22 protein-coding genes are annotated in these 25,493 nt (G+C 72.4%); 19 read left to right on the forward strand and 3 right to left on the reverse strand.

Translation table 11 applies throughout. From position 1 onward, the window contains the following. Positions 1-52: 52 nt before the first annotated feature. The 5 genes from ACIA5G_RS48950 (at position 53) to ACIA5G_RS48970 (ending at position 5,106) form a co-directional block, all read left to right on the forward strand. Entirely contained in the window at positions 53-1,228 is a 1,176-nt protein-coding gene (locus ACIA5G_RS48950; RefSeq protein ID WP_395936529.1) for a nucleotide disphospho-sugar-binding domain-containing protein, read from the forward strand. A 75-nt stretch (positions 1,229-1,303) separates the two neighbouring features. Continuing rightward, the gene (locus ACIA5G_RS48955; RefSeq protein ID WP_395936531.1) at positions 1,304-2,482 is read left to right on the forward strand and encodes a nucleotide disphospho-sugar-binding domain-containing protein; all 1,179 of its coding nucleotides are present in this window, start codon (positions 1,304-1,306) and stop codon (positions 2,480-2,482) included. A gap of 10 nt (positions 2,483-2,492) precedes the next feature. After that, entirely contained in the window at positions 2,493-3,323 is an 831-nt protein-coding gene (locus tag ACIA5G_RS48960; RefSeq protein WP_395936533.1) for a class I SAM-dependent methyltransferase, read from the forward strand. Continuing rightward, positions 3,323-4,300, forward strand: a complete 978-nt coding sequence (locus ACIA5G_RS48965) for an ABC transporter ATP-binding protein (RefSeq protein WP_395936535.1) — start codon at positions 3,323-3,325, stop codon at positions 4,298-4,300. The genes ACIA5G_RS48960 and ACIA5G_RS48965 overlap by 1 nt, the downstream gene beginning before the upstream one ends. Beyond that, entirely contained in the window at positions 4,297-5,106 is an 810-nt protein-coding gene (locus ACIA5G_RS48970; RefSeq protein WP_395936537.1) for an ABC transporter permease, read from the forward strand. The genes ACIA5G_RS48965 and ACIA5G_RS48970 overlap by 4 nt, the downstream gene beginning before the upstream one ends. A 367-nt stretch (positions 5,107-5,473) precedes the next feature. Here the strand turns inward: ACIA5G_RS48970 and ACIA5G_RS48975 are convergent, their stop codons facing one another. Continuing rightward, entirely contained in the window at positions 5,474-6,607 is a 1,134-nt protein-coding gene (locus ACIA5G_RS48975; RefSeq protein ID WP_395936539.1) for a glycosyltransferase, read from the reverse strand. Positions 6,608-6,742: 135 nt separating this feature from the next. Here ACIA5G_RS48975 and ACIA5G_RS48980 point away from each other — a divergent pair, with 135 nt between their 5' ends. The 6 genes from ACIA5G_RS48980 to ACIA5G_RS49005 are packed head-to-tail and all read left to right on the forward strand — an operon-like array spanning position 6,743 to position 15,665. After that, positions 6,743-7,897, forward strand: coding sequence for a nucleotide disphospho-sugar-binding domain-containing protein (locus ACIA5G_RS48980; RefSeq protein ID WP_395936541.1), 1,155 nt, complete (start codon positions 6,743-6,745; stop codon positions 7,895-7,897). 35 nt (positions 7,898-7,932) lie between these two features. Continuing rightward, a complete protein-coding gene (locus tag ACIA5G_RS48985) occupies positions 7,933-9,060 on the forward strand; it encodes a glycosyltransferase (protein ID WP_395936543.1) in 1,128 nt (375 codons plus the stop codon). A gap of 1 nt (position 9,061) precedes the next feature. After that, positions 9,062-10,255: a nucleotide disphospho-sugar-binding domain-containing protein gene (locus tag ACIA5G_RS48990; protein WP_395936545.1), complete on the forward strand. Its 1,194-nt coding sequence runs from the start codon at positions 9,062-9,064 to the stop codon at positions 10,253-10,255. Further along, the gene (locus tag ACIA5G_RS48995) at positions 10,255-11,436 is read left to right on the forward strand and encodes a nucleotide disphospho-sugar-binding domain-containing protein (protein WP_395936712.1); all 1,182 of its coding nucleotides are present in this window, start codon (positions 10,255-10,257) and stop codon (positions 11,434-11,436) included. The genes ACIA5G_RS48990 and ACIA5G_RS48995 overlap by 1 nt, the downstream gene beginning before the upstream one ends. A 36-nt stretch (positions 11,437-11,472) precedes the next feature. Next, positions 11,473-14,538 carry an AMP-binding protein gene (locus ACIA5G_RS49000; RefSeq protein ID WP_395936547.1) on the forward strand — a complete coding sequence of 1,022 codons (3,066 nt, stop codon included), beginning with the start codon at positions 11,473-11,475 and terminating at the stop codon, positions 14,536-14,538. Beyond that, positions 14,535-15,665 carry a class I SAM-dependent methyltransferase gene (locus ACIA5G_RS49005; RefSeq protein WP_395936549.1) on the forward strand — a complete coding sequence of 377 codons (1,131 nt, stop codon included), beginning with the start codon at positions 14,535-14,537 and terminating at the stop codon, positions 15,663-15,665. The genes ACIA5G_RS49000 and ACIA5G_RS49005 overlap by 4 nt, the downstream gene beginning before the upstream one ends. 78 nt (positions 15,666-15,743) lie before the next feature. Here the strand turns inward: ACIA5G_RS49005 and ACIA5G_RS49010 are convergent, their stop codons facing one another. Then, positions 15,744-16,505 carry an NAD-dependent epimerase/dehydratase family protein gene (locus tag ACIA5G_RS49010; protein ID WP_395936551.1) on the reverse strand — a complete coding sequence of 254 codons (762 nt, stop codon included), beginning with the start codon at positions 16,503-16,505 and terminating at the stop codon, positions 15,744-15,746. Between the two features lie 167 nt (positions 16,506-16,672). Between ACIA5G_RS49010 and ACIA5G_RS49015 the strand changes: the two genes are divergently transcribed. The 7 genes from ACIA5G_RS49015 to ACIA5G_RS49045 all read left to right on the forward strand — a co-directional run bounded on the left by ACIA5G_RS49015 (position 16,673) and on the right by ACIA5G_RS49045 (position 23,791). Next, entirely contained in the window at positions 16,673-17,524 is an 852-nt protein-coding gene (locus ACIA5G_RS49015; protein WP_395936553.1) for an ABC transporter ATP-binding protein, read from the forward strand. 1 nt (position 17,525) lies between these two features. Continuing rightward, complete coding sequence (locus ACIA5G_RS49020) at positions 17,526-18,353, forward strand: ABC transporter permease (RefSeq protein ID WP_395936714.1); 828 nt, start codon at positions 17,526-17,528, stop codon at positions 18,351-18,353. 8 nt (positions 18,354-18,361) lie between these two features. Further along, entirely contained in the window at positions 18,362-19,540 is a 1,179-nt protein-coding gene (locus tag ACIA5G_RS49025; protein ID WP_395936555.1) for a sensor histidine kinase, read from the forward strand. Continuing rightward, positions 19,537-20,178 (forward strand): response regulator, encoded by a 642-nt coding sequence (locus ACIA5G_RS49030; RefSeq protein ID WP_395936557.1) that lies wholly within the window; start codon positions 19,537-19,539, stop codon positions 20,176-20,178. Before ACIA5G_RS49025 ends, ACIA5G_RS49030 begins: the two co-directional genes overlap by 4 nt. Before the next feature lie 98 nt (positions 20,179-20,276). Beyond that, positions 20,277-21,698: an NDP-hexose 2,3-dehydratase family protein gene (locus tag ACIA5G_RS49035; protein ID WP_395936559.1), complete on the forward strand. Its 1,422-nt coding sequence runs from the start codon at positions 20,277-20,279 to the stop codon at positions 21,696-21,698. 60 nt (positions 21,699-21,758) lie between these two features. Then, positions 21,759-22,739, forward strand: a complete 981-nt coding sequence (locus ACIA5G_RS49040) for a methyltransferase (RefSeq protein WP_395936561.1) — start codon at positions 21,759-21,761, stop codon at positions 22,737-22,739. Next, positions 22,739-23,791 (forward strand): hypothetical protein, encoded by a 1,053-nt coding sequence (locus ACIA5G_RS49045; RefSeq protein WP_395936563.1) that lies wholly within the window; start codon positions 22,739-22,741, stop codon positions 23,789-23,791. Before ACIA5G_RS49040 ends, ACIA5G_RS49045 begins: the two co-directional genes overlap by 1 nt. A 74-nt stretch (positions 23,792-23,865) precedes the next feature. Here the strand turns inward: ACIA5G_RS49045 and ACIA5G_RS49050 are convergent, their stop codons facing one another. Next, positions 23,866-24,081, reverse strand: a complete 216-nt coding sequence (locus tag ACIA5G_RS49050) for a hypothetical protein (protein WP_395936565.1) — start codon at positions 24,079-24,081, stop codon at positions 23,866-23,868. 185 nt (positions 24,082-24,266) lie between these two features. Here ACIA5G_RS49050 and ACIA5G_RS49055 point away from each other — a divergent pair, with 185 nt between their 5' ends. Next, positions 24,267-25,427, forward strand: a complete 1,161-nt coding sequence (locus ACIA5G_RS49055; protein ID WP_395936567.1) for a nucleotide disphospho-sugar-binding domain-containing protein — start codon at positions 24,267-24,269, stop codon at positions 25,425-25,427. Positions 25,428-25,493 lie beyond the last annotated feature (66 nt).

Consider the following 25,493-nt stretch of genomic DNA (forward strand, 5'->3'; position numbering starts at 1 on the left):
TCGATCGCTCCCGCGGGCAAGGATGCCGCGGACGTGACGTGCGGGAGGAAGTGTGAGCACTGGCGGCCGGCGGCCGAGGGCGCTGCGCGTGCTGTTCGTCATGTGGGGCTGGCGCTCCCACCTGCATCCGGTCGCCCCGCTCGCGTGGGCATTGCGCGGAGCCGGGCACGAGGTCAGAGTGCTCGGGCAGCCCGCGCTCGGACCGGCGATCACCGAGCTCGGGCTGACCGCGGTCGCGGCGGGTCCCGACCTCGACGTCCTGCCGGAGTTCCGGAAGTTCGTCCTGCCCACCGAAGGGCAGGACGCGCCGAGACCGCCGGCCGACGGGGTGCCGCGGGCGCTGAAGCTGTTCGCCCGGCTGGCCGGCGAGATGGCCGCCGACGCCGTGCGGTTCGCCCAGGCCTGGCGGCCCGACCTGGTGATCGCCGAACCGACGGCGTTCGCCGGGCCGCTGGTGGCGGCCGCGCTCGGGATCCCGTCGGTCCGCCACCTCTACGGGCCCGACCTGGTGGCGGGCGCCGCCCGGTTCCTGCCCGGCCTCCTGGAGCCGATCGGGGGACGGCTCGGGGTCGGGCCGGTCGACCCGCTCGGCGGCACCACGATCGACCCGACCCCGTCGTGCCTGCACGCACCGGGCAACCTGCCCCGGCGGCTGGTGCGTTACCTGCCGTGTTCAGGCCCGGAACGGGCCGAGGTGATCCTCGGCCCGGTGTCGCGGCCCCGGGTCTGCGTCACCTGGGGCCACACGATGGAACTGCTCGGCCCGCAGTACTTCCTCGCGGGGGAGACCGCCCGCGCGGTGGCCGAACTGGACGTCAACGTCGTGCTGGCGATCTCGGCGCGGCAGCGCGCGCTGCTCGGCGAGCTGCCGCCCAACGTGTCGGTGTTCGTCGACCCGCCGCTCGACCAGGTCCTCGCGCACTGCGACGTGCTGGTGTCCCAGGGCGGGGCGGGCAGTGTCCTCACCGGGCTCGCCGCCGGGCTGCCCCAGGTCGCCGTCGGGCAGCTGCCGGACCACCTGGCGATCGCGCGGCGGCTCGAGGCCGCGGGGGCGGGCCGCGCGCTGGCCGCCGCGGAGTTCAGCCCGGCGGCGGTCGCCGGCGCGGTGTTCGACGTGCTGCAGCGGGACGGCTTCGCGGCGGTGGCGCGCCGGGCACGGCTGGAGAACGAGGACCGGCCGGCCCCCGCCGACCTCGTCGGGGAGCTGCGGTCCCTCGCCGGGAGGTGACCGATCCTCCAGCAGTGCCCCAAGCCCGGCTGCCAGGTTCAGCATCATCCGGTGTCTCAGAAAGGAAGTACGCGAATGCGCGTGCTGTTCTCCGCGTGGGCGTGGCCCCCGCACTACTATCCGATGGTTCCGCTGGCCTGGGCGCTGCGCAACGCGGGGCACGAGATCCGGGTCGCCGGTCCGCCCGCGCTCGCCGAGGCGATCACCATGTCCGGCCAGCCCGCCGTCGAAGTCGGCGAGGACTGCGACTTCAGCCAGCTGACCCGCGACACCATGCACATCGACCGGGACGCGCCGGCGACCGTCGAGCTGTGGAAGCAGCTGCGCAAACCCAAGGGCGAACGCGCGCTGCAGATGTTCGTCGACATCGCCGAGACCATGGTCGACGGGCTGGTCGAGTTCGCCCGCGCCTGGGAGCCGGACCTGGTCGTGCACGGCCCGACCACCTACGCCGGGCCGATCGCCGCCGCCGCGGTCGGGGTGCCGAACGTGCGGGTGCTGATGGCGCCGGACATCGCCTACCGCGGCCGGGACATCGAGCCGGTGGTCCTGCGCCCGCTCGCCGAACGCTTCGGCGTCACCGAGTTCAGTCCACAGGGGACGCTCACGGTCGACCCGTGCCCGCCGAGCATCCAGCTCCCGACGGACTACCCCAAGCAGCTCATGCGCTACATCGCCTACAACGGGCCGGCCGAGGTGCCGCAGTGGCTGCTGGAGCCGCCGTCCCGGCGCCGGGTCTGCATCACCTGGGGCACCACCCTGGCGAAGGTGAACCCGAACCTGGTGCTGGCCGGGCAGATGCTGGAGGCGGTCGCCGGGATCGACGCCGAGGTCGTCGTCACAGTCGCGCCTTCGCACCGCGAACACCTCGGCCCGATCCCCGACGGCATCCGGGTGGTCGACGCGCTGCCGCTGCACCTGCTGCTGCCCAGCTGCGACCTGATGATCCACCAGGGTGGCAACGGGACCACGATGACCGGGGTCGTCAACGGTGTCCCGCAGCTCATCGTGCCGCAGTTCCCCGACCAGGCGTTCGTGGCGAACCAGCTGGCGCCGACCGGGGCGGCCGCGGTGCTGCTGCCCGAGGACGCCGGGCCCGACACCGTCCGCGGGCTGGTCACCGACCTGCTCGAGAACCCCAAGTGGCGCGACGACGCCCGGCGGCTGGCCGACGAGGCCAACGCCCAGCCCGCGCCCACCGAGATCGTGCCGGTGCTGGAACGTCTGGCCGCACGCGAGCACGCCGCCGTCTGAGAGGTGAACCATGCTGGCACGCAAGGATCTTCCCGCCGAGTTCGCAGCCTGGAACGAGAAGTGGGGTGCGCCCTACGGACACCGGTCCGCACGGCTGCTCGCCGAGGGCAAGCGGCCGCAGCAGCGGCCCCTGGAGGCGCTGGCCGAGCCGGCGAACCCGGAGTACGGCCCGTTCGCCTTCCAGTACGCGAGCGGCACGCGGGTGCACGAGTACCCGTGGGCGTTCGCCGTCGCCGAGTTCACCCCGGGCATGCAGGTGCTCGACGTCGGCAGCGGGCTGAGCGGCCTGCAGTTCGTCGCCGCGCTCGAAGGCTGCTCGGTGGTCAACGTCGACCCGTCGGCGCGTGAGGACTACAACGTCTGGACCGACCCGGGTTACCTGCCGCTGTCGCCGCGTGAGCACGGGCTGCTCAACACCACCTTCGGGACCGACGTCCGGCTGGTCGCGGCCCGCCTGCAGGACGCGGACCTCGAGCCGGAGTCGTTCGACCGGGTGCTGTGCCTGTCCGTGCTGGAGCACGTGGACCTGGCTGAGGGCGCCGACATCGTGCGGGCGAGCGCGCGGCTGCTGAAGCCGGGCGGCAAGCTGGTCCTGACGGTGGACGCGTTCCTCGACCTCAAGCCGTTCGGGGTGCTGGAGCAGAACATGTGGGGCATCAACCAGGACGTCGGCGCGCTGATCGAGGCGAGCGGGCTGGAGCTGGTGATCGGTGACCCGCGGGAGCTGCTCGGCACGCCGGAGTTCGACTTCGAGCACGTGGTGAAGTCGCTGCCGGAGGTGCTGATCTCCGGGATGTACCCGGTGATGAGCCAGTCGCTCGTGCTGCGCAAGCCCGTGTGATGGCGGGACTGCGAACGCCCGCCCGGCCCGTCGTGGCCGGGCGGACGGCTTCCGTCGTGACGGCGACGGGGCTGCGGAAGGTCTACCCGGCCAAGCGCGGCCCGGTCGAGGCGGTCGCCGGGATCGACCTCGACGTGCGCGCGGGGGAGTTCTTCGGCCTGCTCGGCCCGAACGGCGCCGGGAAGTCGACCACGATCGGCATGCTGACCACGCTGGTGCAACCCACTTCCGGCAGCGTGCGCATCGCCGGCTTCGACACGGTGCGCGAGCCGGTGCAGGTGCGCCGGCGGATCAGCCTGGTCAGCCAGACCAACTCGGTCGACCGGGAGCTGACCGTCGAGGAGAACCTGCGCTACCGGGCCCGGTACTGGGGCTGCACCCGCGCGGCGGCGCGGGTGCGCGCGGGCGAGCTGCTGGAGCAGTTCGGCCTCGGTGACCGCCGGGACGCGATGTTCTACCAGCTCTCCGGCGGGCAGCTGCGCCGGATGATGATCGCGCGGGCGCTGGTGCAGCGCCCGGAGATCCTCTTCCTCGACGAGCCCACCTCCGGGATCGACCCGCACAGCCGGGTCAACGTCTGGGACGTGCTCGGCGAGCTGCACGGGTCGGGCCAGACGATCGTGCTCACCACGCACAACATCGAAGAGGCCGAGCGGTTCTGCCGCCGGGCGGCGATCATCGACGGCGGGCGGGTGCTCGTGTGCGACGAGGTGTCGGCGCTGATCGCCTCCGCGGGCGGGGTTTCGGTGGTGACCGCGACCTACGACGGGCCGGTGTCCGGAATGGACTTCGGCTCGCTGCCGGTGGTGCGGGACGGCGATTCGGTGCGGGTGTCCGCGGCGGAGACCGACGGCTTGATCGCGGAGCTGGTCTCCCTGGGCGCCACGGCGGGCCGGCGGCTGCTCGACGTGAGCACGACCCGGCCCAGCCTGGAAAGCGCGTTTCTCACCTTGACCGGAAGGGCGTACCGGGCATGACCACGATCAGGACACCGGCGGTGTCCCCGGCCCGGGTGTTCCTCGCCTTCCTCGCGCGGGACGTCTACGTCGTGTTCCGCAAGCAGCTCGGCGGGCTGCTCGGGCGGGTGCTGGTCCAGCCGCTGCTGACGGTGTTCGTGTTCTCCTACGTGCTGCCCTCGATCTCCGGGGGGATCGGCGGGACCTCGGGCACCGTGCTGGCCCCGGGCATCCTCGCCAATTCGATGCTGTTCGCCGGGCTGCTCGGCGTGACCGTGCCGCTGATCACCGAGCTGTCCTACCCGAAGTCCATCCAGGACCGGCTGCTCACGCCGGTCCCGGTGTGGGCGGTGGGGGTGGAGCGGATCGTCAGCGGTGCGGTGCAGTCGTTGTTCGCGGCGGTGCTGGTGCTGCCGATCGTGACCTTCCTGCACGCGCCGGGCCAGGCCCCGGATCTGTCCTATTCGGACTGGCCGCTGCTGGTGCTGATGCTGCTGCTCGGCTCGGTGTTCTCGGCCGCCCTCGGGCTGCTGCTCGGCTCGGTGGTGGAGCCCGCGCAGGTGAACGTGCTGTTCAGCATCATCATGATCCCCTTGATGATGCTCGGGTGCGTGTACTACCCGTGGGCGGCGCTGGGCTCGGTGCGCTGGCTGCAGATCGTGGTCCTCGCGAACCCGGTGGTGTACCTGAGCGAGGCGCTGCGCGCGGCGTTGACGCCGGACGTGCCGCACCTGTCGGCCTGGGTCGTGCTGGTGGTGCTCCTGGGCGGCACGGCCGGCGTGGGCTGGTTCGGGCTGCGGGCGTTCCAGCGGGCCGTGCTGGGCTGAGTGCCCTCTGCGCCGTTGGTTGCCACCGCCGCAAGGATCCTGGTCCGGGCTCGGGCCAGGATCCTCGCCGCAGGGCTCGAATCGACATCCATGGCGAGGTGAACCGATGGCCGGCGACGCAAGCAGACCACGACGTCACCAGGCCTCCCCCGCCCCTCATCCCAGCCGTCCCTTCAGCCGGCGGTCGGGTTTGTCAAGGCACGCTTTCCCGCCTTGACAAACCTGGCCGCTGGCTGAAACTCCAACCGGAGGGGCGGGGGAGGTCGGACCCGCCCGGCCGCGGCAGAGAACGGCCGCGGCAGAGAACGGCCGCGGCAGAGAACGGCCGCAGCAAAACGACGCGGCAGACAACCTGAAACGCCCGCGCTCAGCCCGCCAAGGCGACAAGCCCGTCGACGATCTCAGCCGGGCTGGGCTGGGCGCGGCTCTCCCGCGCCAGCCCGGCCGCGGCTTCGCGGTACGCCGCGTCGCCGAGGATCGTGGCCGCCGCGGTCCGGACCGCCTCGGTGTCCGCCTCGCCGAGCTCCAGCTTGATCCCCGCGCCCGCCGCCGACACCAGGGTCGCGATGAGGCGCTGGTCCGGCAGCTGGGGGATCATCAGCTGCGGTGTTCCGCAGGACACCGCGGTCAGCGCGGTGCTCGGGCCCGCCTGCGAGATCAGCAGATCACAGCTGGGCAGCAGGGTGTGCAGCGGGATCCGTTCGACGATCCGCACGTTGTCCGGCACCCGGCCGAGAGCGGCCAGGTCGTCACCCGCCACCGTGGCCACCACCTCGACCGGCAGGGCCGCCGCCGCGTGCACGAGCCGGTCGATGACACATTCGTAGAACGCCAGCTGGGAGCTGGTCGTGCCGTAGGTGACGCAGATCCGCGGCCGGGTCCGCGGCTCGGCCGCCCACGCGGGCAGCACGGTCGCGCCGTTGAACGGGACGTACCGCATGTGCCGCCGGGTGAAGTCGCCGGGCACCTGCAGGGCGGGCGGGCAGTGGTCCACGGTCACCGCGCCCGAGACGTCCACTGTGGACAGTCCGAGTGCGGACGCGGTCGCCGAGAGCGCCGCGGGCTCGAAGGAGCGGACGTAGGAGAGGATGTCGACGCCCCAGAGGTGACGTACGGCGGGAATGCCCAGCGCGTTCGCGACCAGTGCCGCGGCGTAGGTGCTCTCTTCGAACACCACCAGGTCCGGGCGCCAGGACCGCATCAGCGCCAGCAGCGGGCCGGCCATCTTGTCCGCGATCCCGGCGTAGGCGGACACCGTGCGGGACTCCTTGCCCGAGCCCCGCACCCGGGGGTCCGCCGCCAGCAGGTTCGCCACCACCGGCTCGATCTCCTCGTCCCGCCCGACGGCCACCGCGGGCAGCCCGGACGCCTGGATGACCGGGACGAGCGACGGCTGGCTCGCGACCCGGACGTCGTGGCCGGCGGCGCGGAAGGCCCAGCCCAGTGTCACCATCGGCTGGTAGTGCGTCGGCCACGCCCACGTGCAGAACAGAATTCGCATGCCCGCACGGTCTCGTCCCCGCCTCGGGAACGGCTCGAACCTGCTTCACCGCCGCTTCCGGCCCACCGATCCTTGACCCGGACTCCAACCGCTCTCGCGACGGTGACCCCCACTACTGGGCGGAGGTGAACCGGCGTGCGGGTGCTGCTGGTCTCGTGGGCCTGGCCGTCTCACGTGCGGCCGCTGGTCCCGATCGGGTGGGCGTTCCGCGCGGCGGGCCACGACGTCCGGTTCGCGACGCAGCCCCGGCTGACCGGCGCGGTGACCGGCGCGGGGCTGCCCGCGGTGTCCGTGGGCGGCGGCGGTGACCACACGGCGTTGCTGGCGCGGGCCATGCGCCCGATCCGGCCGGGTCCCGAGCCGGCCCCGAACCGGGGCAACGGCAAGCGGCTCGGCCTGTCGGTCGCGCTCGCCGAGGACATGGCCGGCGACCTCGAGGCGTTCTGCCGCGGCTGGGAACCGGATCTGGTGCTCTACGAACCGACGACCTACGCCGCACCGCTGGTGGCCGCGAAGCTCGGCCTGCCGCACGTGCGTGTGCTGTGGGGCATCGACTTCCATTCACCGGCCCGGGCCTTCGAAGGCCTGGCCTTCGCGGAGCTGTGCGAGAAACTGGGGATCGACGGCTTCGACTCGGCCGGCACCCTGACCGTGGACCCGTGCCCGCCGTCGCTGCAGGTCGAGGTGCCCGGCCGGGTCCTGCGCACGAGGTACGTGCCCTACAACGGGACCGGCGCCGTGCCGGACTGGCTGTGGACCGAGCCGCGGCACCCCCGGGTGGTGCTCACGTGGGGCGTCTCCCCGCAGTTCAAGGGGCCGGACGAATGGGCGGCCGCGGCGCGGCGGATGCGTGCGCTCGTCGCGGCCGTCGCGCGGCCGGGCCTCGACCTCGTGGTCGCGGTGCCGAGCACGGACCTGCTCGGCACGGACCTGCCCGACGGCGTCCGCCTGGTCGAGAACCTGCCGTTGCACTTGGTGCTGCCGGGCAGCGCGGTGCTGATCTCCCGCGGGGGCGCCGGATCCATGATGACCGGTGTGGTCTCCGGCGTCCGGCAGGTCGTGGTGCCCGAGTACTTCACGGATCTCGTGCCGGCCGAGCGGCTCGCCGCCACCGGCGCGGGTGTCCTGGTCGAGGACGACGGCCCGGAGCCGGTGCGCGCCGCCCTGGAATCGCTCCTCGCCGACGAGGCGGCCGCCGGCGCCGCCCGCCGGCTGCGGTCCGAGGTGGCCGCGCAGGCCCCGCTCGACAAAACGGTCGGCGAGCTGCTCACGCTGGCCGGCACCCCGTGACCCACCCGACGGCCGTCGCCGGCCGAGGAGACCGCATGCGCTTGCTGTTCGTGTCGTGGGCCTGGCCCTCGCACCTGTTCCCGATGGTCCCGACGGCGTGGGGGCTCCGGCTCGCCGGGCACGAGGTGGTGCTCGCCTGCCCGCCGTCGCTGGTGCCGGTGGCCACCCGCACCGGGCTGCCGGTGGCCCGGATCGGCGCCGACGTCGACCTCGCGCCGCGGATGAAGTCCTTCATGGATGGCGCAAAACCCCGTCGTGAGCGGCGGACCCCGCTCGACATGTTCGTCCCGGTCGCCGACGCCATGGCCGGCGACCTGCTCGAGTTCGCCCGCGGCTGGCGCCCGGACGTCATCGTGCACGACCCGACGACCTACGCCGCGCCCGCCGTCGCCGCCGCCCTCGGCGTGCCTTCGGTGCGGCACCTGTGGGGAATCGACTTCACCTACCCGCTTCGGATGTTCGAGGAACTCGCCTTCGCCGAGCTGTACGAACGCCTCGACGCCGGCGCGTGTGTGGTGAGCGGCGACACTCCGACGCTCGACCCGTGCCCGCCGGGCCTGCAGCTCCCAGTGGAGTACACCCCGGTGCGGATGGCTTACCGGCCCTACAACGGCACCGCGGTCTACGAACGCCGGCTCCGCGGCCGCGGCGACGTCCCCCGGCTGTGCGTCACCTGGGGGACGACCAGCGGCAAGTTCGGCGCGGCCGGCTCGCTGCCCGCACTCGTCTTCGCCGCCGCCGCGGACCTCGGTCTCGACGTCGTGTTCGCGACCTCGGGCGCCGAGGCGTTCGGTCCGGAGTACCCGGAGACCTGGCAGACCGTCGTGATGCAACCGCTCAACCTGGTGCTGCCGGGCTGCGACCTGGTGGTCCACCCCGGGGGTTCGGGCAGCGCCCTCACCACCGTGCTCGCCGGCCTGCCGCAGGTGTGCCTGCCGCTCATCCCGGACCAGGAGACGAACGCGGCCCAGCTGGTCGGCGCCGGCGCCGGCGCCCGGGTCGGCGCGGCCGACGCGACCGCCGAGCAGATCCGGGACGTCCTCACCGAACTCCTGGACGACCCGTCGTTCACCGAGGCCGCGGCCTCGCTGCGCGAGCAGTCCCGTGCGTTGCCGGACCCGGCCGAGGCGGGCGCCGGCCTGCTCGCCGCGGTGGGAGGCTGACGTGCGCGTGCTGCTGACGTCGTGGGCCTGGCCCACGCACTACTTCTGGCTCACACCGATCGCCTGGTCGCTGCGGGCCGCCGGGCACGAGGTGCTCGTGGCGGTGCCGCCCGGCGCGGTGCCCGGGGTGACACGCGGTGGCCTGCCCGCCGTGGCGGTCGGCGCCGACTTCGACGTGCTGCCGATCATCGAGAAGTACTACTGGGCCTCGCCGCTGGCCGACGAGGCCGCGGCGGGTGAGCTGACCGACTGGGATGCCGCGCGCGCCGCCGGTGAACAGCCCCTGTCCGTCTACGCGCTCATCGCGAAGGTCATGCAGGACGACCTGGTCGCGCTCGTCCGCCGGTGGAACCCCGACCTCCTGGTGTTCGACGCGGTCACCTACGCCGGGCCGCTCGCCGCGGCCGCGTGCGGAGTGCCCGCGGTGCGCCAGATCTGGGGGGCGGACTACAGCTCGTACCTCACCGGGTTCGCGCCGCGGGCGCTGGCCGAACACCGGGCCGCGCTCGGCCTCGAGGACGTCGACGTCCTCGGGGTGGCGACGCTGGACCCGTGCCCGCCGAGTGTGCAGCGCCGCGACGACGTGCACCGGGTCTTCGCCCGACACCTGCCGTACAACGGCTCCGGCGTCGCGCCGCGCTGGCTGCTCGAACCGAAGCGCCGCAAGCGGATCTGCGTCACCTGGGGCACGATCGCGCACGTGCTCGGCGAGCGCGCGTTCGGTGTGGACAAGGTGCTGGGCGCCTTCGCCGGAGTCGACGCCGAGGTCGTCTGCGCGGTGTCACCCCGGGACCGCGAGCGGCTCGGCGTGCTCCCGGCGAACGTCGGGGTGGCCGAGAACCTGCCGCTGCACCTGCTGCTGCCGAGCTGCGACCTGATCGTCTCCCAGGGTGGCGCCGGCGCGGTCGCGTCGGCGGTCACGGCGGGTGTGCCGCAGGTCTGCGTGCCGCACTTCGGTGAGCACGTGCTCAACGCCCGCTCGATCGCGGACGCCGGCGCGGGTGAGCTGGTCCCGCTCGACGCCGCGACCGCGGAGTCCGTCGAGGACGCTGTCGCGCGGGTGCTCGGTTCGGCGTCGCACGAGAAGGCCGCGGCGGGCCTGGCCGAAGAGGCGGCCGCGCAGCCGGGACTGTCCGAAGTGGTCACCAGGTTGCCGGAACTGGCCGGGGTGAAAGGGAGCGGCACGTGCGGGTGATGTTCACCTTGTGGAACTGGACGACCCACCTCTATCCGATGGTGCCGCTGGCGTGGTCGTTGCGCGCGGCCGGGCACGAGGTGGTCGTCGCGACCCAGCCTGGACTGGTGCCGGCGGTGCGGGCGACCGGCCTGCCCGCGGTGGCGGTCGGCGCGGACGTCGACGTGGCCGCGATGATGGGCGGGTACGTCCAGCGTGCGCGGCGGCACGACGCGCAACTCGTCGAATGGGCCGAGATGCGCCGGTTCGGGCCGCGCAACTGCTGGCTCGGGGTCGCGGCGGCCGAGGCGATGACCGGCGGGCTCCACGACTTCGCCCGCGCCTGGCAGCCGGACCTGGTGGTGTTCGAGGCGACGACGTACGCCGGGCCCATCGTGGCGAACCTGCTCGGCGTGCCCGCGGTGCGGCACACCTGGGGGATCGACTACGCGTGCCTCACCCGGGAGTTCGAGGACGAAGCGCTCGCGGACCTGTGTGCCCGGTGGGGCCTGCCGGGAGTGGAAACACTGGGAGAGGTCACGATCGACCCGTGCCCGCCGAGCGTGCAGGTGGTGCCGGGCGGGGCGGTGCCGGGCGTGCCGGAGGTGACCCGGCTGCCCATGCGGTACGTGCCCTACAACGGCCCCGGCGTGCTTCCCCGCTGGCTGACCGAACCGCGGCGCGGCAAGCGGGTCTGCGTCACCTGGGGCATGTCGAACGGCCGGTTCGACAAGGAGCTGGTCGTCACCGGCCGGGTCGTCGAAGCCCTCGCCGGGCTCGGCGTCGAGGTGCTGGCCGCCGTCCCGGCGGCCGAGGGGGACCTGGTCGAGGCGGTCGCGCCGAACGTGCGGGTCGTGCGGGGACTGCCGTTCCACGCCTTGCTGCCGACCTGCGACGCGGTGGTCTCCCAGGGCGGGCTCGGCACCCTCTTGACGGCGGTCGCCGCCGGGGTGCCCCAGGTCGTCGTGCCGCAGCGCGCGGACCTGATCCTCAACGCCCGTCAGCTCGCCGCGGCCGGCGCGGCCGACTTCGTGTTCCCCGGTGCGGGTTTTGCGGATCTCCTGACCGAAAAGGTGGCCGCCGTCCTGGCCGGCTCACTGGACGAAGGGGCCCGGAAGCTGTCCGCCGAGCTGAACGAACTGCCGACGCCGAACACCATCGCCGGGTTGCCGCTGCGCGAGGCGGCGTCGACCGCCGCTTGAGCCCGGGCGCAGACGATGGCCGTCAAGGAGGAACAGATGACCACAGAGACGCTGTCCGTGCTCCACGGCCCCCGGGAGCCCTATCCCGGCGGCGCGCGCATCGAAGAACTGGTGGCGCGCACCGCCGAGCGGTGTGGTGACGCCGTGGCGCTGCGGTGGCGCGAAACCGAAGTCACCTACGCGGAGCTGATGGCGAGTGCCGCTTCCGCGGCCTCGGCGCTGGCCGCGGCCGGGATCGGGCCGGGTGACATCGTCGCGGTGCGGGCGCCGCGCACCCCACAGCTGGTCGCGGTGCTGCTGGGCGTGCTGCGGACCGGCGCCGCCTACGCGTGCGCGCCGGAGGACTGGCCGCTGGACCGCGTGCGACAGCTGATCGAGCGAACCGGCGCGAAGCTGCTGCTGAGCCGGGAACCGTTCGCGGAGGTGTCCACTCTGGACATCGACGCGCTGGCCGGCGCCGGTCCGGTCCCCGGCCACGGACAGGACGGCACGGCACCGTTCTGCGTGTTCCTCACCTCCGGCAGCACCGGGGTGCCCAAGGCCGCGCTCGCGCCGCACAGCGGTGTCGCCCGCACCGCACTGGACCGGCGCCACGTCCACGACGGCCGGATCGTCTCGCTCCAGCAGGCGAACCCGGCGTGGGACGTCTTCGCGTTCGAGCTGTGGGTGCCGCTGATCAAGGGCGGCACCGTCGTGCTCCAGGACAGCGGGCACCTGAGCGGCCCGCAGGTCCGGGCGCGGATCGGCGAAGGCGTGACGCTGATCGCGATGGCGGCGACGTTGTTCAACGCGCTGGTGGACGACGACGTCGACTGCTTCGCCGGCGCGCGGGTCCTGTTCGTCGGCGGTGAGCGGGCCTCGGCCGACCACGTGAAGCGGTGCCTGCGCGCGCATCCCGGCCTGCGGGTGGTCAACGCCTACGGACCCGTGGAGAACACGGTGAGCACCACGGCGTGGTCGACCACGGACCCGGACTTCGGCGACGAGGTGCCGATCGGCACGCCGTCGGTGAACACCTCGGTGTACCTGCTCGACGAGGACCGCCGGATCGTCCCGGCCGGACGGACCGGCGAGATCGTGACGGTCGGCGACGGGGTGTGCTTCGGGTACGTCGGCGACGAAGCCGAGACGGCGAGGCGGTTCGCCACGCTGAGCCTGGACGGCAAGCCCCGCCGCGCGTACTTCACCGGCGACCTGGCGCGGCTCGACGAGGCGGGACAGCTGGTGTTCGTCGGCCGCCGCGACCGGCAGCTCAAGATCCGCGGGGTCCGGATCGAGGCCGAAGAGGTCGAGCGGATCGTCGAGGCGGTGCCGGGGGTCGGCGCGGGGGTGGTGGTGCCGCTGCCGTTCGACGGCGCCGTGAAGACCAGCCTGGCCGCCTTCTACGTCGGCGAGGGCGTGCCGCCCGAACTGGTGCGCAAGGCCGTCGCCGCGGTCCTGCCCGCCGGCTTCGTCCCGGACGTGGTGCTCGCCGTACCGGAGTTCCCGGTGCTGCCCAACGGAAAGCTCGACCAGCGGACCCTCGCCGAAACGGCGGCGGGCGCGGTGTCCGTGCCGTCCGCCGACGACGGCGCGGGGCTCGAGGGCGTCCTGCGGGAGGTCGCCTCCGAGGTGCTCGGTTACCGGGTGGGCGTCGACGACGACATCTTCGACCGGGGCGCCACTTCGCTCACCGCGATCCGCATCTCCACGCGGATCGGCGCGTTGTTCGACCGGCTGGTCGTGGTGCCCGACATCCTCGCCGCGCGCACCCCGCGGGCCATCGCGGCGGCCGTGGCCGCGGCGCCGCCCCTCGGGCCCGGCGTTGCCGGCCACACCGACCCCGGACCGGAGACCGCGTACGAGCCGGACCACGTCCCGTTCACCGTCGCCGAGTTCTGGCACGCCCAGAAGCAGGCCGGTCACCTCGAGGAAGCCGTCGTGCCGGTGATCTACCGGATACGCGGCGCCGTCGACCGGGCCGCGCTCGGCCGGGCGCTCGACCACGTCGTCGCCCGGCACGAGGTGCTGCGGGCCCGCTTCGCTGAGGGCGGCCGGACGCCGAAGGTGCGGATCCACCCGGCCGCCGAACTGGCCGGGTTGCTGACCGACCGCCCGGCGGCCACGACGGCGGACGCGGTCCGGGACGCGTGCGCCTGGGTGATGCGCCCGTTCGACCTGGGCGCCGACTTCCCCATCCGGGCCGCGTACTACCCGGTGTCCGCCACCGAATCGGTGCTCGCCGTGGGGATCCACCACATCTCGTTCGACGGGTGGTCCGGTCAGGTCTTCGCCGCGGACCTGGTCCGCGCCTACGACGCCTTCCTCGCCGGGCGGCCCGGCCTGGCCGAGTGGCCGGCCAGCTACTACCGCGTTTCGGCGGAGCAGTGGGAGCAGTACCGCGACCGGTACCCGCTCGCGGTCTACACCAAGCAGACGACCATGGCCGACGCGCCGGAGCTGCGCTTCCCGCTGCCCGGCCCCCGGCCGTGGGGCGGGCCGGCGGCCGAGGTCGGCCTCGACATCGACGAGGTGCTGCTGCCGGCGGTCGGCCGGGCCGCCGCCGCGGTCGGCGGCACCGTGATGGCCATCTTCTACGCGGCTTACGTGCTGCTCCTGCGGGAACTGACCGGCGAGCCGTCACCGGCGGTCGCGCTGCCGACCACCGGGCGGTTCACCGAAGAAGCCGGCGACGTCATCGGGTGCCTCGCGAGCATGGTCCCGATGCGCCCGCCGGCCGGGATCGACGACCCGGCCGAGCTCGCCGCGGCGGCCGCGCGGCAGCTGCAGGAGGTGATGCGGCCCCCGCTGGTGCCGCTCACCGCGGTGATGCCGGTGATCCCCGAGGGCCACCAGCGGCATCCGCTGCTGCAGGCCTACCTGCTGCAGGAGGAGATGCCCCCGGGGGCGGTGCGGTTCGGTGCCGCGCGGGCCGAGCTGGTCCGCGTGCCGCCGCGCAACGCCCTGCCGGAGATCACCTTGGAGCTGTGGCCGCACCCGGCCGTCGGCGGGGTGCTGCGGTACCGGACCGATGCGATCGGCGCCGCGCAGGCCCGCACTCTCGCCCACCGCCTCATCGACCACGTGACGCAGGTCGTCCGTGCCCTGGAGGGACAACTGTGACTCCCGACATCGAATCCCTGATCCGCGCCGCGGGTGGCCGTCCGGACGAGGTCCGGGCCGAACTGGACCGGCTCGGCCTCGCCCGCGTCGCCGAGCTCGCGGTGGCCGAGTGGACACTGCGGCTCGACCCGCCCGCCAACCCACTGGAGATCCACATCGGACTGTCCGTTTCGGACGGCCGGGAGGCGGTGGACCACACGTGGGTGCTGCGCGCCGGCGAGCCGGTGCGCGTGCTGCCGGGCGCGCACCCCGACTGCGACGTCCGGCTGCGGTACGACGCCGCGGACCTGGTCGGCGAACTGTGGGGTCCCTCGCGCGGGCGCTCTTCGGCCGCCCGGGCCTACGAGCTGGCGACCGCGCTGGACACGCACTTCCCGCCCCGCGAGCGACAGCCCTCCATCGCCGCGGCGTCGGCCACCCTGGCCGCGGCGCTGTCGGCGCGGGCGCCGGACCTGGGCGCGCTGGCCGTCCGGTACGGCTCGGACAAGTGGGGCCAGACCCACTGGTTCACCCAGCACTACGAGCGCCACTTCGCGCCGCTGCGCGAGGAACCGCTGCGGTTGCTGGAAATCGGCGTCGGCGGGTACGACGACGAGGAGTCCGGGGGCGGTTCGCTGAAGATGTGGCGACGCTACTTCCCGCGGGCGTCGGTGTTCGGGCTCGACTACTTCGACAAGTCCCGGTTCTCCGGACCACGGCTGACCGTGGTGCGCGGGGACCAGAACGACCCGGCCCAGCTCGACGCGCTGGCCAAGGAACACGGCCCGTTCGACATCGTGATCGACGACGGCAGCCACATCAACGAACACGTCCTTACGTCGTTCCGGGCGTTGTTCCCGTACGTGCGCACCGGGGGTTTCTACGTGATCGAGGACCTGTGGACCTCGTACCTGCCCGGTTACGGCGGTGACGACCGCGACTTCGGGGTGCCCACGACGATGCTCGGGCTGCTGAAGACGTTGCTGGACGACCTGCACCACCAGGAGCGCGACGGGGCCGGCGAGCCGTCGGCGACCGAGGCCGGGCTGGTCGGCATGCACGTCTACCACAACATCGCGTTCCTCGAGAAGGGCCGGAACGCCGAAGGCGGCATCCCGCGGTGGATGCCGCGCGCGCCGCACTGGTGACCTGGATGCGCTGAAGGGGACTTTTCTCGCCACATGCGAGGAAAGTCCCCTTCGGTGTCAGCCGGGACCGCCGTCCCGTCAGGTCAGGACCGGCGCCGTCAGGTAGCGGTCGAGGACCCGCTGGTAGTACGTCGGGCCGAGGCCGAACCGGGTCACCACGTCGGGGATCAGCCGGGTCAGCTTCGCGAGCGAGACCGGCGCCGCCGAGGTCGTGCGCGGCGGCTGCGGGCAGTACTCGCGTTCGACCTCCCGGCCGAGCCGGCTTTCGATGTGCCGGATGATGTCGTCGATCGGCACCGCCACCCCGGAGCCGAGGTTGACGACCTGTCCGCTCACCCCGCGCGCCAGCAGGATGTCGATCATGGAGATCGCGTGCTCGACGTCGAGCAGGTCCCGGTGCGCGCGCTCGTAGACGCGCACCCGGCCCGACCGCACCTGGGCGACCAGCGCCGGCAGCAGCTGGTGGGCGCGCTGGTTGTGGCCGACCAGGTTGGTCATCCGCAGGATCAGGTGCTCCACACCGGACCGGGCGACCACGGCCTCCATCGCCAGTTTGTGCCGGCCGTAGGCGAGCGGCGGGAAGACCACGTCGTCCTCACGGGTCGGGCAGTCCGCCGCGCCGTACATCGCGCCCGACGCCGTCGACAGGTACACCAGCCGCTCGCCGGTGCGGCGGCAGCGGCGGAGGGTGTCGTACAGCCCCACCGCGTCCTTGCCGTAGTCGTCCTGCGAGGTCACTGTCGTGGTCGCGACGCCGGTGGCGAGGATGACCGTGCGCGGATGGTCGATGCCGTGTTCCCGCAGGTTCTTGGCCATGAAACCGCGTCCGATGATCTCCACCGGTGCTCCTCTCGGTCCGGGTCGGCCCAGCCCGGATCGTCGGGTGGCCAACTCGAAAGCGCGTCCAATGCGGCTCACGCGGGGGCCTTGTCCATCGAACGGACGACACGGCGGATCGATCGTTCGCACCTCGCCGGGCGGCCCCCGGGCTGGCTAGCCTGGCGGCCATGCTGAAGGACACCGTGATCAGGGCGCGCGGCCTGCGGAAGAAGTACCGGGACACCGTGGCGCTCGACGTCGTGGACCTCGATGTCGAACAGGGCGAGATCTTCGCGTTGCTCGGGCCGAACGGCGCCGGCAAGACGACGCTGACCGAAATCCTCGAGGGCTTCCGCACCCGGGACGCCGGGGAGATCGACGTGCTCGGCGAGGATCCCGGCAAGGCGAGCCTCGCCTGGCGCACGCGGGTCGGCGTCGTCCTGCAGGACTCGCAGGACTACGCGCAGCTGACGGTGCTCGAGGTGCTCACGCACTTCGCCTCGTTCTACCCGGACGCGCGGCGGCCGGCGGAGCTGATCGACGCGGTCGGGCTGAGCGGCCACGAGACGAAGCGGGCCGCGCAGCTGTCCGGTGGCCAGCGGCGCCGCCTCGACGTGGCGCTCGGCCTGGTCGGCCGGCCGGAGCTGCTCTTCCTCGACGAGCCGACCACCGGCTTCGACCCCGAGGTGCGGCGGCAGTTCTGGGACCTGGTGGCGAGCCTGCGCGAAGAGGGCACCACGATCCTGCTGACCACCCACTACCTCGACGAGGCGGAGCACCTGGCCGACCGGGTCGGCGTGCTGAGCAAGGGCGGGCTCGTGGACGTCGACACGCCGGCGCGGCTGGGCGGGCGGCACCTGCTCAAGGCGATCGTGTCCTGGACCGACGACGAAGGCCCGCACGAGGTGGAGAGCCCGAACCCGACGCGGACGGTGCTGGAACTGGCCGCGCGGTTCGGCGACGACATCCCCGGCCTCGCCGTCCGGCGGCCGACCCTCGAAGACGTCTACCTGACCATGATCGGAGCGACCGGTGAGTGAGATGACCAAGGCCGCGGACCGGACGATCCGGCTCCCGGTGCCCGCGTGGCGGATCGGGCTGGCGCGCGGATCGCTGGAGATCAAGCAGTTCTTCCGCGAGAAGGGCCAGGTGATCTTCACCTTCGCCCTGCCGGTGATCATGCTGGTGCTGCTGGCGAGCATCTTCCGGGGCCGGATCGGCGACACCGGTGTCGACGCCCAGCAGATCTACGTCACCGGCATGCTCGGGGTCGGCATCCTGTCGACCTCGTTCCAGAGCATGGTGCTGCAGGTGGCGGGGGAGCGCGCGAACGGCACGCTCAAGCGGCTGCGCGGCACGCCGATGCCGCGCAGCGCCTACTTCGTGGGCAAGATCGCGGTCGTGCTGGTGTCCAGCCTCGGCCAGGTGGTCGTGCTGCTCGGGGTCGGCACCCTCTTCTTCGGTCTGCACCTGCCGTCCGACGTAGGACACTGGCTGACGTTCGTGTGGGTCTACGTGCTCGGGATCATCGCGTGCACGCTGCTCGGCCTCGCCTACTCGAGCGTGGTGCCGGCCGCGAGCGCGGGCGCGATGGTGTTCCTGCCGGTGATCACCCTGCAGTTCATCTCCGGCGTGTTCATCCCGTTCAACCAGCTGCCCGACGTGCTGCAGAAGATCGCCGCGGTGTTCCCGCTCAAGTGGCTCTGCCAGGGCATGCGGTCGGTGTTCCTGCCGGACGTCTTCCAGCAGTACGAACCGGGGCTGTCCTGGGCGCACGGGCGGGTCGCGCTGGTGCTCGCCGGGTACGGCGTGCTTGGGTTGGTGCTGTGCCTGACGACGTTCCGCTGGAAGGGCCGCGACGACGGGTGAAAGCTCCGGTGACCTCCGCGGAGAAGGACGCCAGCGGCCAGGGCTGGCTGCTGCGCATCCTGCTGGGGTGGCACGCGTCCTTCGCGCTGATGGGGGTCGTGCTCGTCGTGCTCGCCGCGTACGAGCGCGACCCCTGGATCATCTACCTGGTGGTCGCGCTCATCGCGCTCGCCTACGTCGTCGTGGGCGCGCCCGCGCTGGGCGGCACGGCGCCGGCCGGGTACGGCTGGCTCTTCCTCGCGCTGGCCTTCGCCGGGACGCTGGGGATGGTGGCGGTCGACGGGTTGATGTCGATCGCGTTGTACGTGCTCCTGCCCGCGGCGTTCGCCCTGCTGCAGCCCATCCGGATCGCGGTGTGGGCCTGCCTCGCCGTCACCCTGGCGAGTGATTCGCTGATCCTCGCCCAGCGCGGCTGGACGCCGGGCGCGGTTTCCGACGTCGCGGTGCAGACCGCGACGGTGTGGCTCTTCGCGCTGCTCGTGGGGTTCTTCGTGACCCAGCTGCTCACCGAGAACCGGCGGCGCGGTGAGCTGATCGCCGAGCTGGAGAACGTCCGAAGTGAACTGACCGAGTCCTACCACGAGGCGGGTGTCCAGTCCGAACGCTACCGGCTCGCGCAGGAGATCCACGACACCGTCGGGCAGGGCCTGACCAGCCTGCTGATGCTGATCCGCGCGGCCGACGCGGCCATCCCGGCCGACCCGGAGCGGGCGCACGAGCGGCTCGCGCTGGCGCAGAAGACGGCAACGGACAACCTGGCCGAAGTGCGCGCCGTGATCAGCGCGTCCGGGCCCGCCGGGCTGAGCGCGTCACCGCTCGACGTGGCCATCGGCAAGGTGGTCGCCCGGCTGGCGCAGGAGCTGGACATCGAAGCGACCGCCGAGGTGATCGGCGAGCCGCGGGCGCCGTCGACGGACGTCCAGGTGGTGCTGCTGCGCGCGGTGCAGGAGGCGCTGGCCAACGTGCGCAAGCACGCCCAGGCCTCACGGGTGCGCGTGCGGGTGCGTTACCACGCCAAGTCGGTGCAGCTGGAGGTCTCCGACAACGGCCGCGGCTTCGTGACCGGCGGCGCCGCGGGCTTCGGCCTGGCCGGGATGCGCGCGCGGGTCGAGCAGGTGTCCGGCATGATGACGGTGTCCAGCACGCCCGGCTCCGGGACGACGATCACGATCGAGGTGACCTGTTGAGCATCCGGATCATGCTCGCCGACGACCATCCGGTGGTGCGCGCGGGCCTGGTCGGGCTGCTCGCGCTGGAGGCGGACTTCGACGTCGTCGGTGAGGCGGCCGACGGAGCCGAGGCCGTCGCCGTGGCCGCCGAGCTCCGGCCGGACGTCGTGCTGATGGACCTGCGGATGCCGGAGCTGGACGGGGTCGCGGCGACCGCGCGGATCGTGGCCGAGGTGCCGGGCTGCCGCGTGCTGATCCTCACGACGTACGACACGGACCAGAACATCGTGCACGCCGTCGAGGCGGGCGCTTCGGGGTACCTCCTCAAGGACGCGACCCCCGAAGAGCTGGCGGCGGCGATCCGCGCCGCGGCGGGCGGGGAGACCGTGCTGTCGCCGGCGATCGTCGCAAAACTGGTGAACCACCTGCGCAGCCCGGCGCCGGCGCCGGCCGAACCGGAACTGCTGACCCCGCGCGAAACCCAGGTGCTGCGGCTGGTGGCCCGGGGGCTGACGAACGCGGACATCGGCCGCGAGCTGCACATCAGCGAGACGACGGTGAAGACGCACCTGGTGCGGATGTTCGCCAAGCTCGAGGTCGGCGACCGCACGGCGGCGGTCACCGTCGCGATGGAGCGGGGTTTCTTCCCCGCCTAGTCCATTCCGGACGCTTGCCACGCCCTGTATTCGAGGGTGATTCGAGTATCCCCGGCGAGTGTGGGCACCTGAACTTCTTTTCGAAGGAAGGTGCACCGGTGGTGACTTCTCCCTCCACTCTCGTTCCGCGGGACATGCTGGACCGGTTCCTGGAATCGGCGGCCACGCTCAGCACGCCGACCCTCGGCGGGCAGGGTGAAGTCACCGCCTGGTTCGCCGAGCGGGCCGCGCGCGGCAGCTACACGACCGAGGCCATTCCGTTCGCCGAGCTGGACGGCTGGTCGTTCGACCCGGAAACCGGCGACCTCGGTCACCGGTCCGGCGGGTTCTTCACGATCCGCGGCCTCGACGTGCACGACCCGGCCGGGGTGGTGCCGTCGTGGACGCAGCCGATCATCCACCAGCCCGAGGTCGGCGTGCTGGGCATCCTGGTCAAGGAGATCGACGGCGTGCTCTGCCTGCTGATGCAGGCGAAGATGGAGCCGGGCAACGTCAACGTGATCCAGCTTTCCCCGACCGTCCAGGCGACCCGCAGCAACTTCCTGCGCCTGCACGGTGGTGCGGCGACCAAGTACCTCGAGCACTTCACCGAGCCCGGCCGCGGCACCGTGCTCGTCGACGTGCTGCACTCGGAGCAGGGTGGCCGGTTCTTCCGCAAGCGCAACCGCAACATCATCGTCGAGATCACCGAGGACGTGCCGCTGCACGAAGGTTTTCGGTGGTTCACCCTCGGCCAGGTCCACGAACTGCTGCGGCAGGACAACATGGTCAACATGGACAGCCGCACCGTGCTGGCCTGCCTCCCGATGAACGCCACCGCCCGGCCGCCCGAGCGGCGTGAAAACGAGCTGGGCCCGGCGGTCGTCGCGTCCTTCCGGCAGGATCCCGAACCGGCCGGCATCCAGAACTGGCTCAACCAGGCCAAAGGCGCCTGCGAGCTCACCGCGAAGCTCTCGCCCCTGCGGGACGTCGGCCGCTGGAGCCGCGGCGAGCGGGTGATCGCCCACGAGGAGGGCCGCTACTTCGAGGTCGTCGCGATGTCGGTGACGGCGACCGGCCGCGAGGTCCGCAGCTGGACCCAGCCCCTCATCGCGCCGTGCGGCACCGGCCTGGTCGCCTTCCTCGCCAGCCGCGCGCGCGGCTACCTGGAAGTGCTGCTGCAGGCCAGGGTCGAGGCGGGCACGCCCGACGTCGTCGAGCTGGGCCCGACCGTGCAGTGCATGCCGGACAACTACCTCCACCTGGAACCGGAACGGCGTCCCGCGTTCCTGGACCACGCGCGGACGGCGCAGGGGAAGGACGTCAAGTACGACGTCGTCCTCTCGGAGGAAGGTGGCCGGTTCTACCAGGCCGAAAACCGGTACCGGATCGTGGAGGTCGCCGACGACGTCCGGTTCGCCGCGACGCCGCCGGGCTTCCGCTGGGCCAGCCTCGCGCAGCTGTCGGCGCTCATCCCGCACAGCGGTTACCTGAACGTCGAAGCACGCAGCCTGCTGGCCTGCATGCGTGCGCTCTGCTGACCCGCACGATCCGCCGCCGCCCCGCCGACCCGCAGCTCCGCCGACCAGGAGGTCGAACCCGTGTTCCCCGAACGGCTCGAACGTGCTGTCTACGGGCTGTACGTCACGCACGCGGTGCAGCTGGCCTGCGCCCACGGTGTGTTCGACGCGCTGCTGCCCGCGCCCGCACCGTCCACTGTGGTCGCCGAAAAGCTGGGTCTCGACCGGGAGACCCTCCACCGGATCCTCGTTGTGCTCGGCGGAGCGGGCCTGCTCGAGGCTGGAGCGGACGGCTGGGCGGTGCCCGCCGACCTCCGGCCGTACGTCGACTCCGGCGCCGAGGAATACCTGGGCGGGTTCGTCACCCACCTGACCGAGAGCACGGCCGGGCGGATGTCCGAGGTGGCCGGCTTCCTCGAGCGGGGCAAGCCGGCCGGCACCCGGCCGTTCGACGTGCTCTACCACGACGAGGCGGCGACCGAGCGGTTCCTGCAGGCCATGTGGGACCTCAGCCACGGTGTCTCGGCGGAGCTGGCCGCACTGTCCGAACTGGACACCGCGACGCACCTGGTCGACGTCGGCGGGGCGAGCGGCCCGTTCGCGGTGGCCGCGCTGCGTGCTGCGCCTTCCCTGACAGCGACGGTGTTCGACCTGCCGGCGGTCGGCCCGGCCGTGGCCCGCACGCGCGAGCGCTTCGACCTCGCCGAGCGGCTCGCTTTTGCGCCCGGTGACTTCTTCCGCGACCGCCTGCCCGAGGGGGACCGGATCGCGTTCGGCTACATCCTGTCCGACTGGGCCGACGAGACGTGCGCCGAGCTGCTGGCCGGCGCCCGTCGCGCGTGCCGGCCCGGCGGGCTGGTGCTGATCATGGAGCGGCTGTTCGACGACGACGGTGTCGGCCCGCTCGCCACCGCGGCGATGAACCTCTCCATGCACGTCGAAACCGAAGGCCGGCACCGCACCGCCGCGGAGTACGTCGAGCTGCTGACCGCGGCCGGCTTCCGCGACTGCGAGGTCCGGCGCGGCACCCGCGACAAACACCTCGTGCTGGGCCGAGTGTGATGGCCGCCTTCACCGGGATCTGCGCGGACATCGTCGCGGCCCAGCGCCAGGCCGGGCGGTTCGCGCTCACCGTTACCGAACGGGAGACTTTCGGGCGGCTGCACGAGGAAGCCGTGGCCGAGCCCACCGAGGAGAACCTGCCGCTGCGGTTGCTGACGCGGCCGTTCAGCCCGCGGGTGATCCCGGAGTACTACCGCTACACCAGCCTCCACGTGCACGAGTGGTTCCTGGCGAACACACCCGACCCGGTGGCGGCCGCGGCCGTCGCGCTGCACCTCACGCTGACCGACCTGCTCGACCTCGAGCGCCGGGCGCTGCCGCGGCTGCCGTACCTGGCCGAGCGGGTCGAGCTGCTGACCGGGCTGACCGCGCGGGTCGGCGACCTGCCCGCCACCCCGCGCAGCCGGGTGTGCGAGCTGCTGGTGGACGAGACGCGGGCGTTCCTGCTGCTCGGCTGCTCGGGCTTCCCGCAGTCCGACAAACACGAGGAACACGTGTTCCTGCGGTCCGTGCAGGCCTGCGAGCTGGTGTTCTTCCTGGTCCGGCGGCTCGCTTTGCCGGCCGGGTCGGCGTTCCGGCTGCGTCAGCTCGGCCTGTTCGCCGACCTGCTCAACGGCATCTTCGAGGTGCTGACGACACTCACACCGGAGCGGTTCCTGTCGTTCCGCGCCGAGACCGGCGACGCCAGTGCCGTGCAGTCGATGAACTACCACCTGATGGAACTGGTGGTGCACGGCCACGATCCCCGCCGTGAAGAGATCTTCGCGCGCTTCCCGCACTTGTCGGGCCTGCGCGGCGAACCGCACGTCGAGGTGCAGCCACTGCGCCGGGTCGTGGCCGGGCTGGGCCGCCCCGAGCTGGACGAGCTGTGCGCGGTGGCCGAGCGAGCTCTCCTCGTCTGGCGCGGCCGGCACTACGGCTTCGCGCGCAAGTACCTGCCGGACAGCAAGGGCTCGGGCGGCACGGACGGCTGGGCGTACCTGAAACGGTTCGTCACCAAGAACCCGCCGCCGCTGCCGGAAGTCGACCTTGTCGCATTTGCTTGCCTGTGACCGTTTTCCGGCTTCACGTATGAAGAAAATCCGCCGTGCGGCCACGTCCGACCGGCGGATTCCTTGTCTGCTGGTCAGCGCCCTCGGCGCAGCCGGATGCTCGCGGTCACCCAGATGAACAGCACCAGCACGACGATCGCGATCGCGATGCCGATCAGCGCGCCCGAGTCGACCGCGCCGGTCAGGTAGAGGACCACCCAGACCAGGGCGAGGGGCATCGCGGAGCCGAGGACGGCGGCCGCGGGGAAGCGCTTGGCGGGTTTGGTGCCGTCGCGCCGGGGATTCGTCATGGTGCACTCCTTTGTCGTCGAATCAGCTGGATCTGCCGGCCGTCCGGGTGGGGTCATCCTGCACCGGCCCCGAACGGGAGGGCAACCGCGCGCCACCCGTTCTGGACGCCGGTTCGAGCGCGCACCCCGACGCTCGGCAGAACTGTCGCCGGCCGGGCCGGCCGGGATCGGAGGATGAACGTCGCGTGCGCGTGCTGATCACGACGTGGAACTGGAACACCCTCTACTTTCCGCTGGTGCCACTGGCCTGGTCCCTGCGGGCGCAGGGCCACGAGGTCGTCGTCGCCACCCAGCCGGGGCTCGTCGGCACCGTGCAGCGCTCGGGCCTGCCCGCCGCCGCGGTGGGGGACAGCGTCGACGCCGGCAAGATGATGGGCGGTTTCCTGCGCCGGCTGACCGACCAGGAAGGGGTGAACCCGCCCCACTGGCGGGACATGCACCGCTACGGCACCCTGAACTGCCGGCTGGGCGTGGCCGCCTGCTGGACCATGATGGACGGACTGCTGGACTTCGCCCGGAGCTGGCGGCCGGACGTCGTGCTGTACGAAGCCTGGACCTACGCGGGGCCGATGGTGGCCGACCTGCTCGGCGTGCCCGCGATCCGGCACACCTGGGGCATCGACTACGCCGGGCTGTTCCGCGAGTTCGAAGCCGAAGCGCTCGCCGAGGTGCGCGCGCACTGGGGGCTCGACGAGGTGCCGTCGCTCGGCGCCGTGAGCGTCGACCCCTGCCCGCCGCAGCTGCAGATCGAGTTGCCGGACTCCCGCCTCCTGATGCAGTACGTGCCGTACAACGGTCCCGGCGTGCTGCCGGACTGGCTGAACGAACCGTGTCCCCGCAAGCGGGTCTGCGTTTCGTGGGGGACGTCGTCGGGCCGCTTCGACCGCAAGATGGTGGTGACGGGCCAGGTGGTCCGCGCGGTGGCCGGCCTCGACGTCGAGGTGGTCGCCGCGGTGACCGCGGCGGACGCCGACCTGATCGGCGAGCTGCCCGCCAACGTCCGGGTGGTGTCCGGGATCCCGTTCAACGCCCTGCTGCCGCGGTGCGACCTGGTGATCTCGCACGCCGGGCTCGGCACGGTGATGACCGCGATGGCGTCCGGGACCCCGCAGCTGCTGGTGCCCCAGATGACCGACACCGCGCTGAACGCCGAGATCCTGGCCGAAAACGGCTGCGGTGATTTCTTGCTGCCGTCGGACCTGACCGACGAGATCCTGCTCGAGAAGGCCGCCCGGCTGCTCGACGACCCGGCGTTCACGGCCGCCACCGCGAGCGTGCGTGACGCGATGCGGCTGCTGCCGACGCCCAACGAGATGGCCGAGCACTTGACCTCCTTCGCGGCTTGATCCGTCCCCGGGATGGTGCCGGTCAGGGCCTGCTGGGGGAGGAAGCACCATGACCGGCACCGGGTT

Source organism: Amycolatopsis sp. NPDC051758 (genome assembly GCF_044453095.1).
Lineage (GTDB): Bacteria > Actinomycetota > Actinomycetes > Mycobacteriales > Pseudonocardiaceae > Amycolatopsis.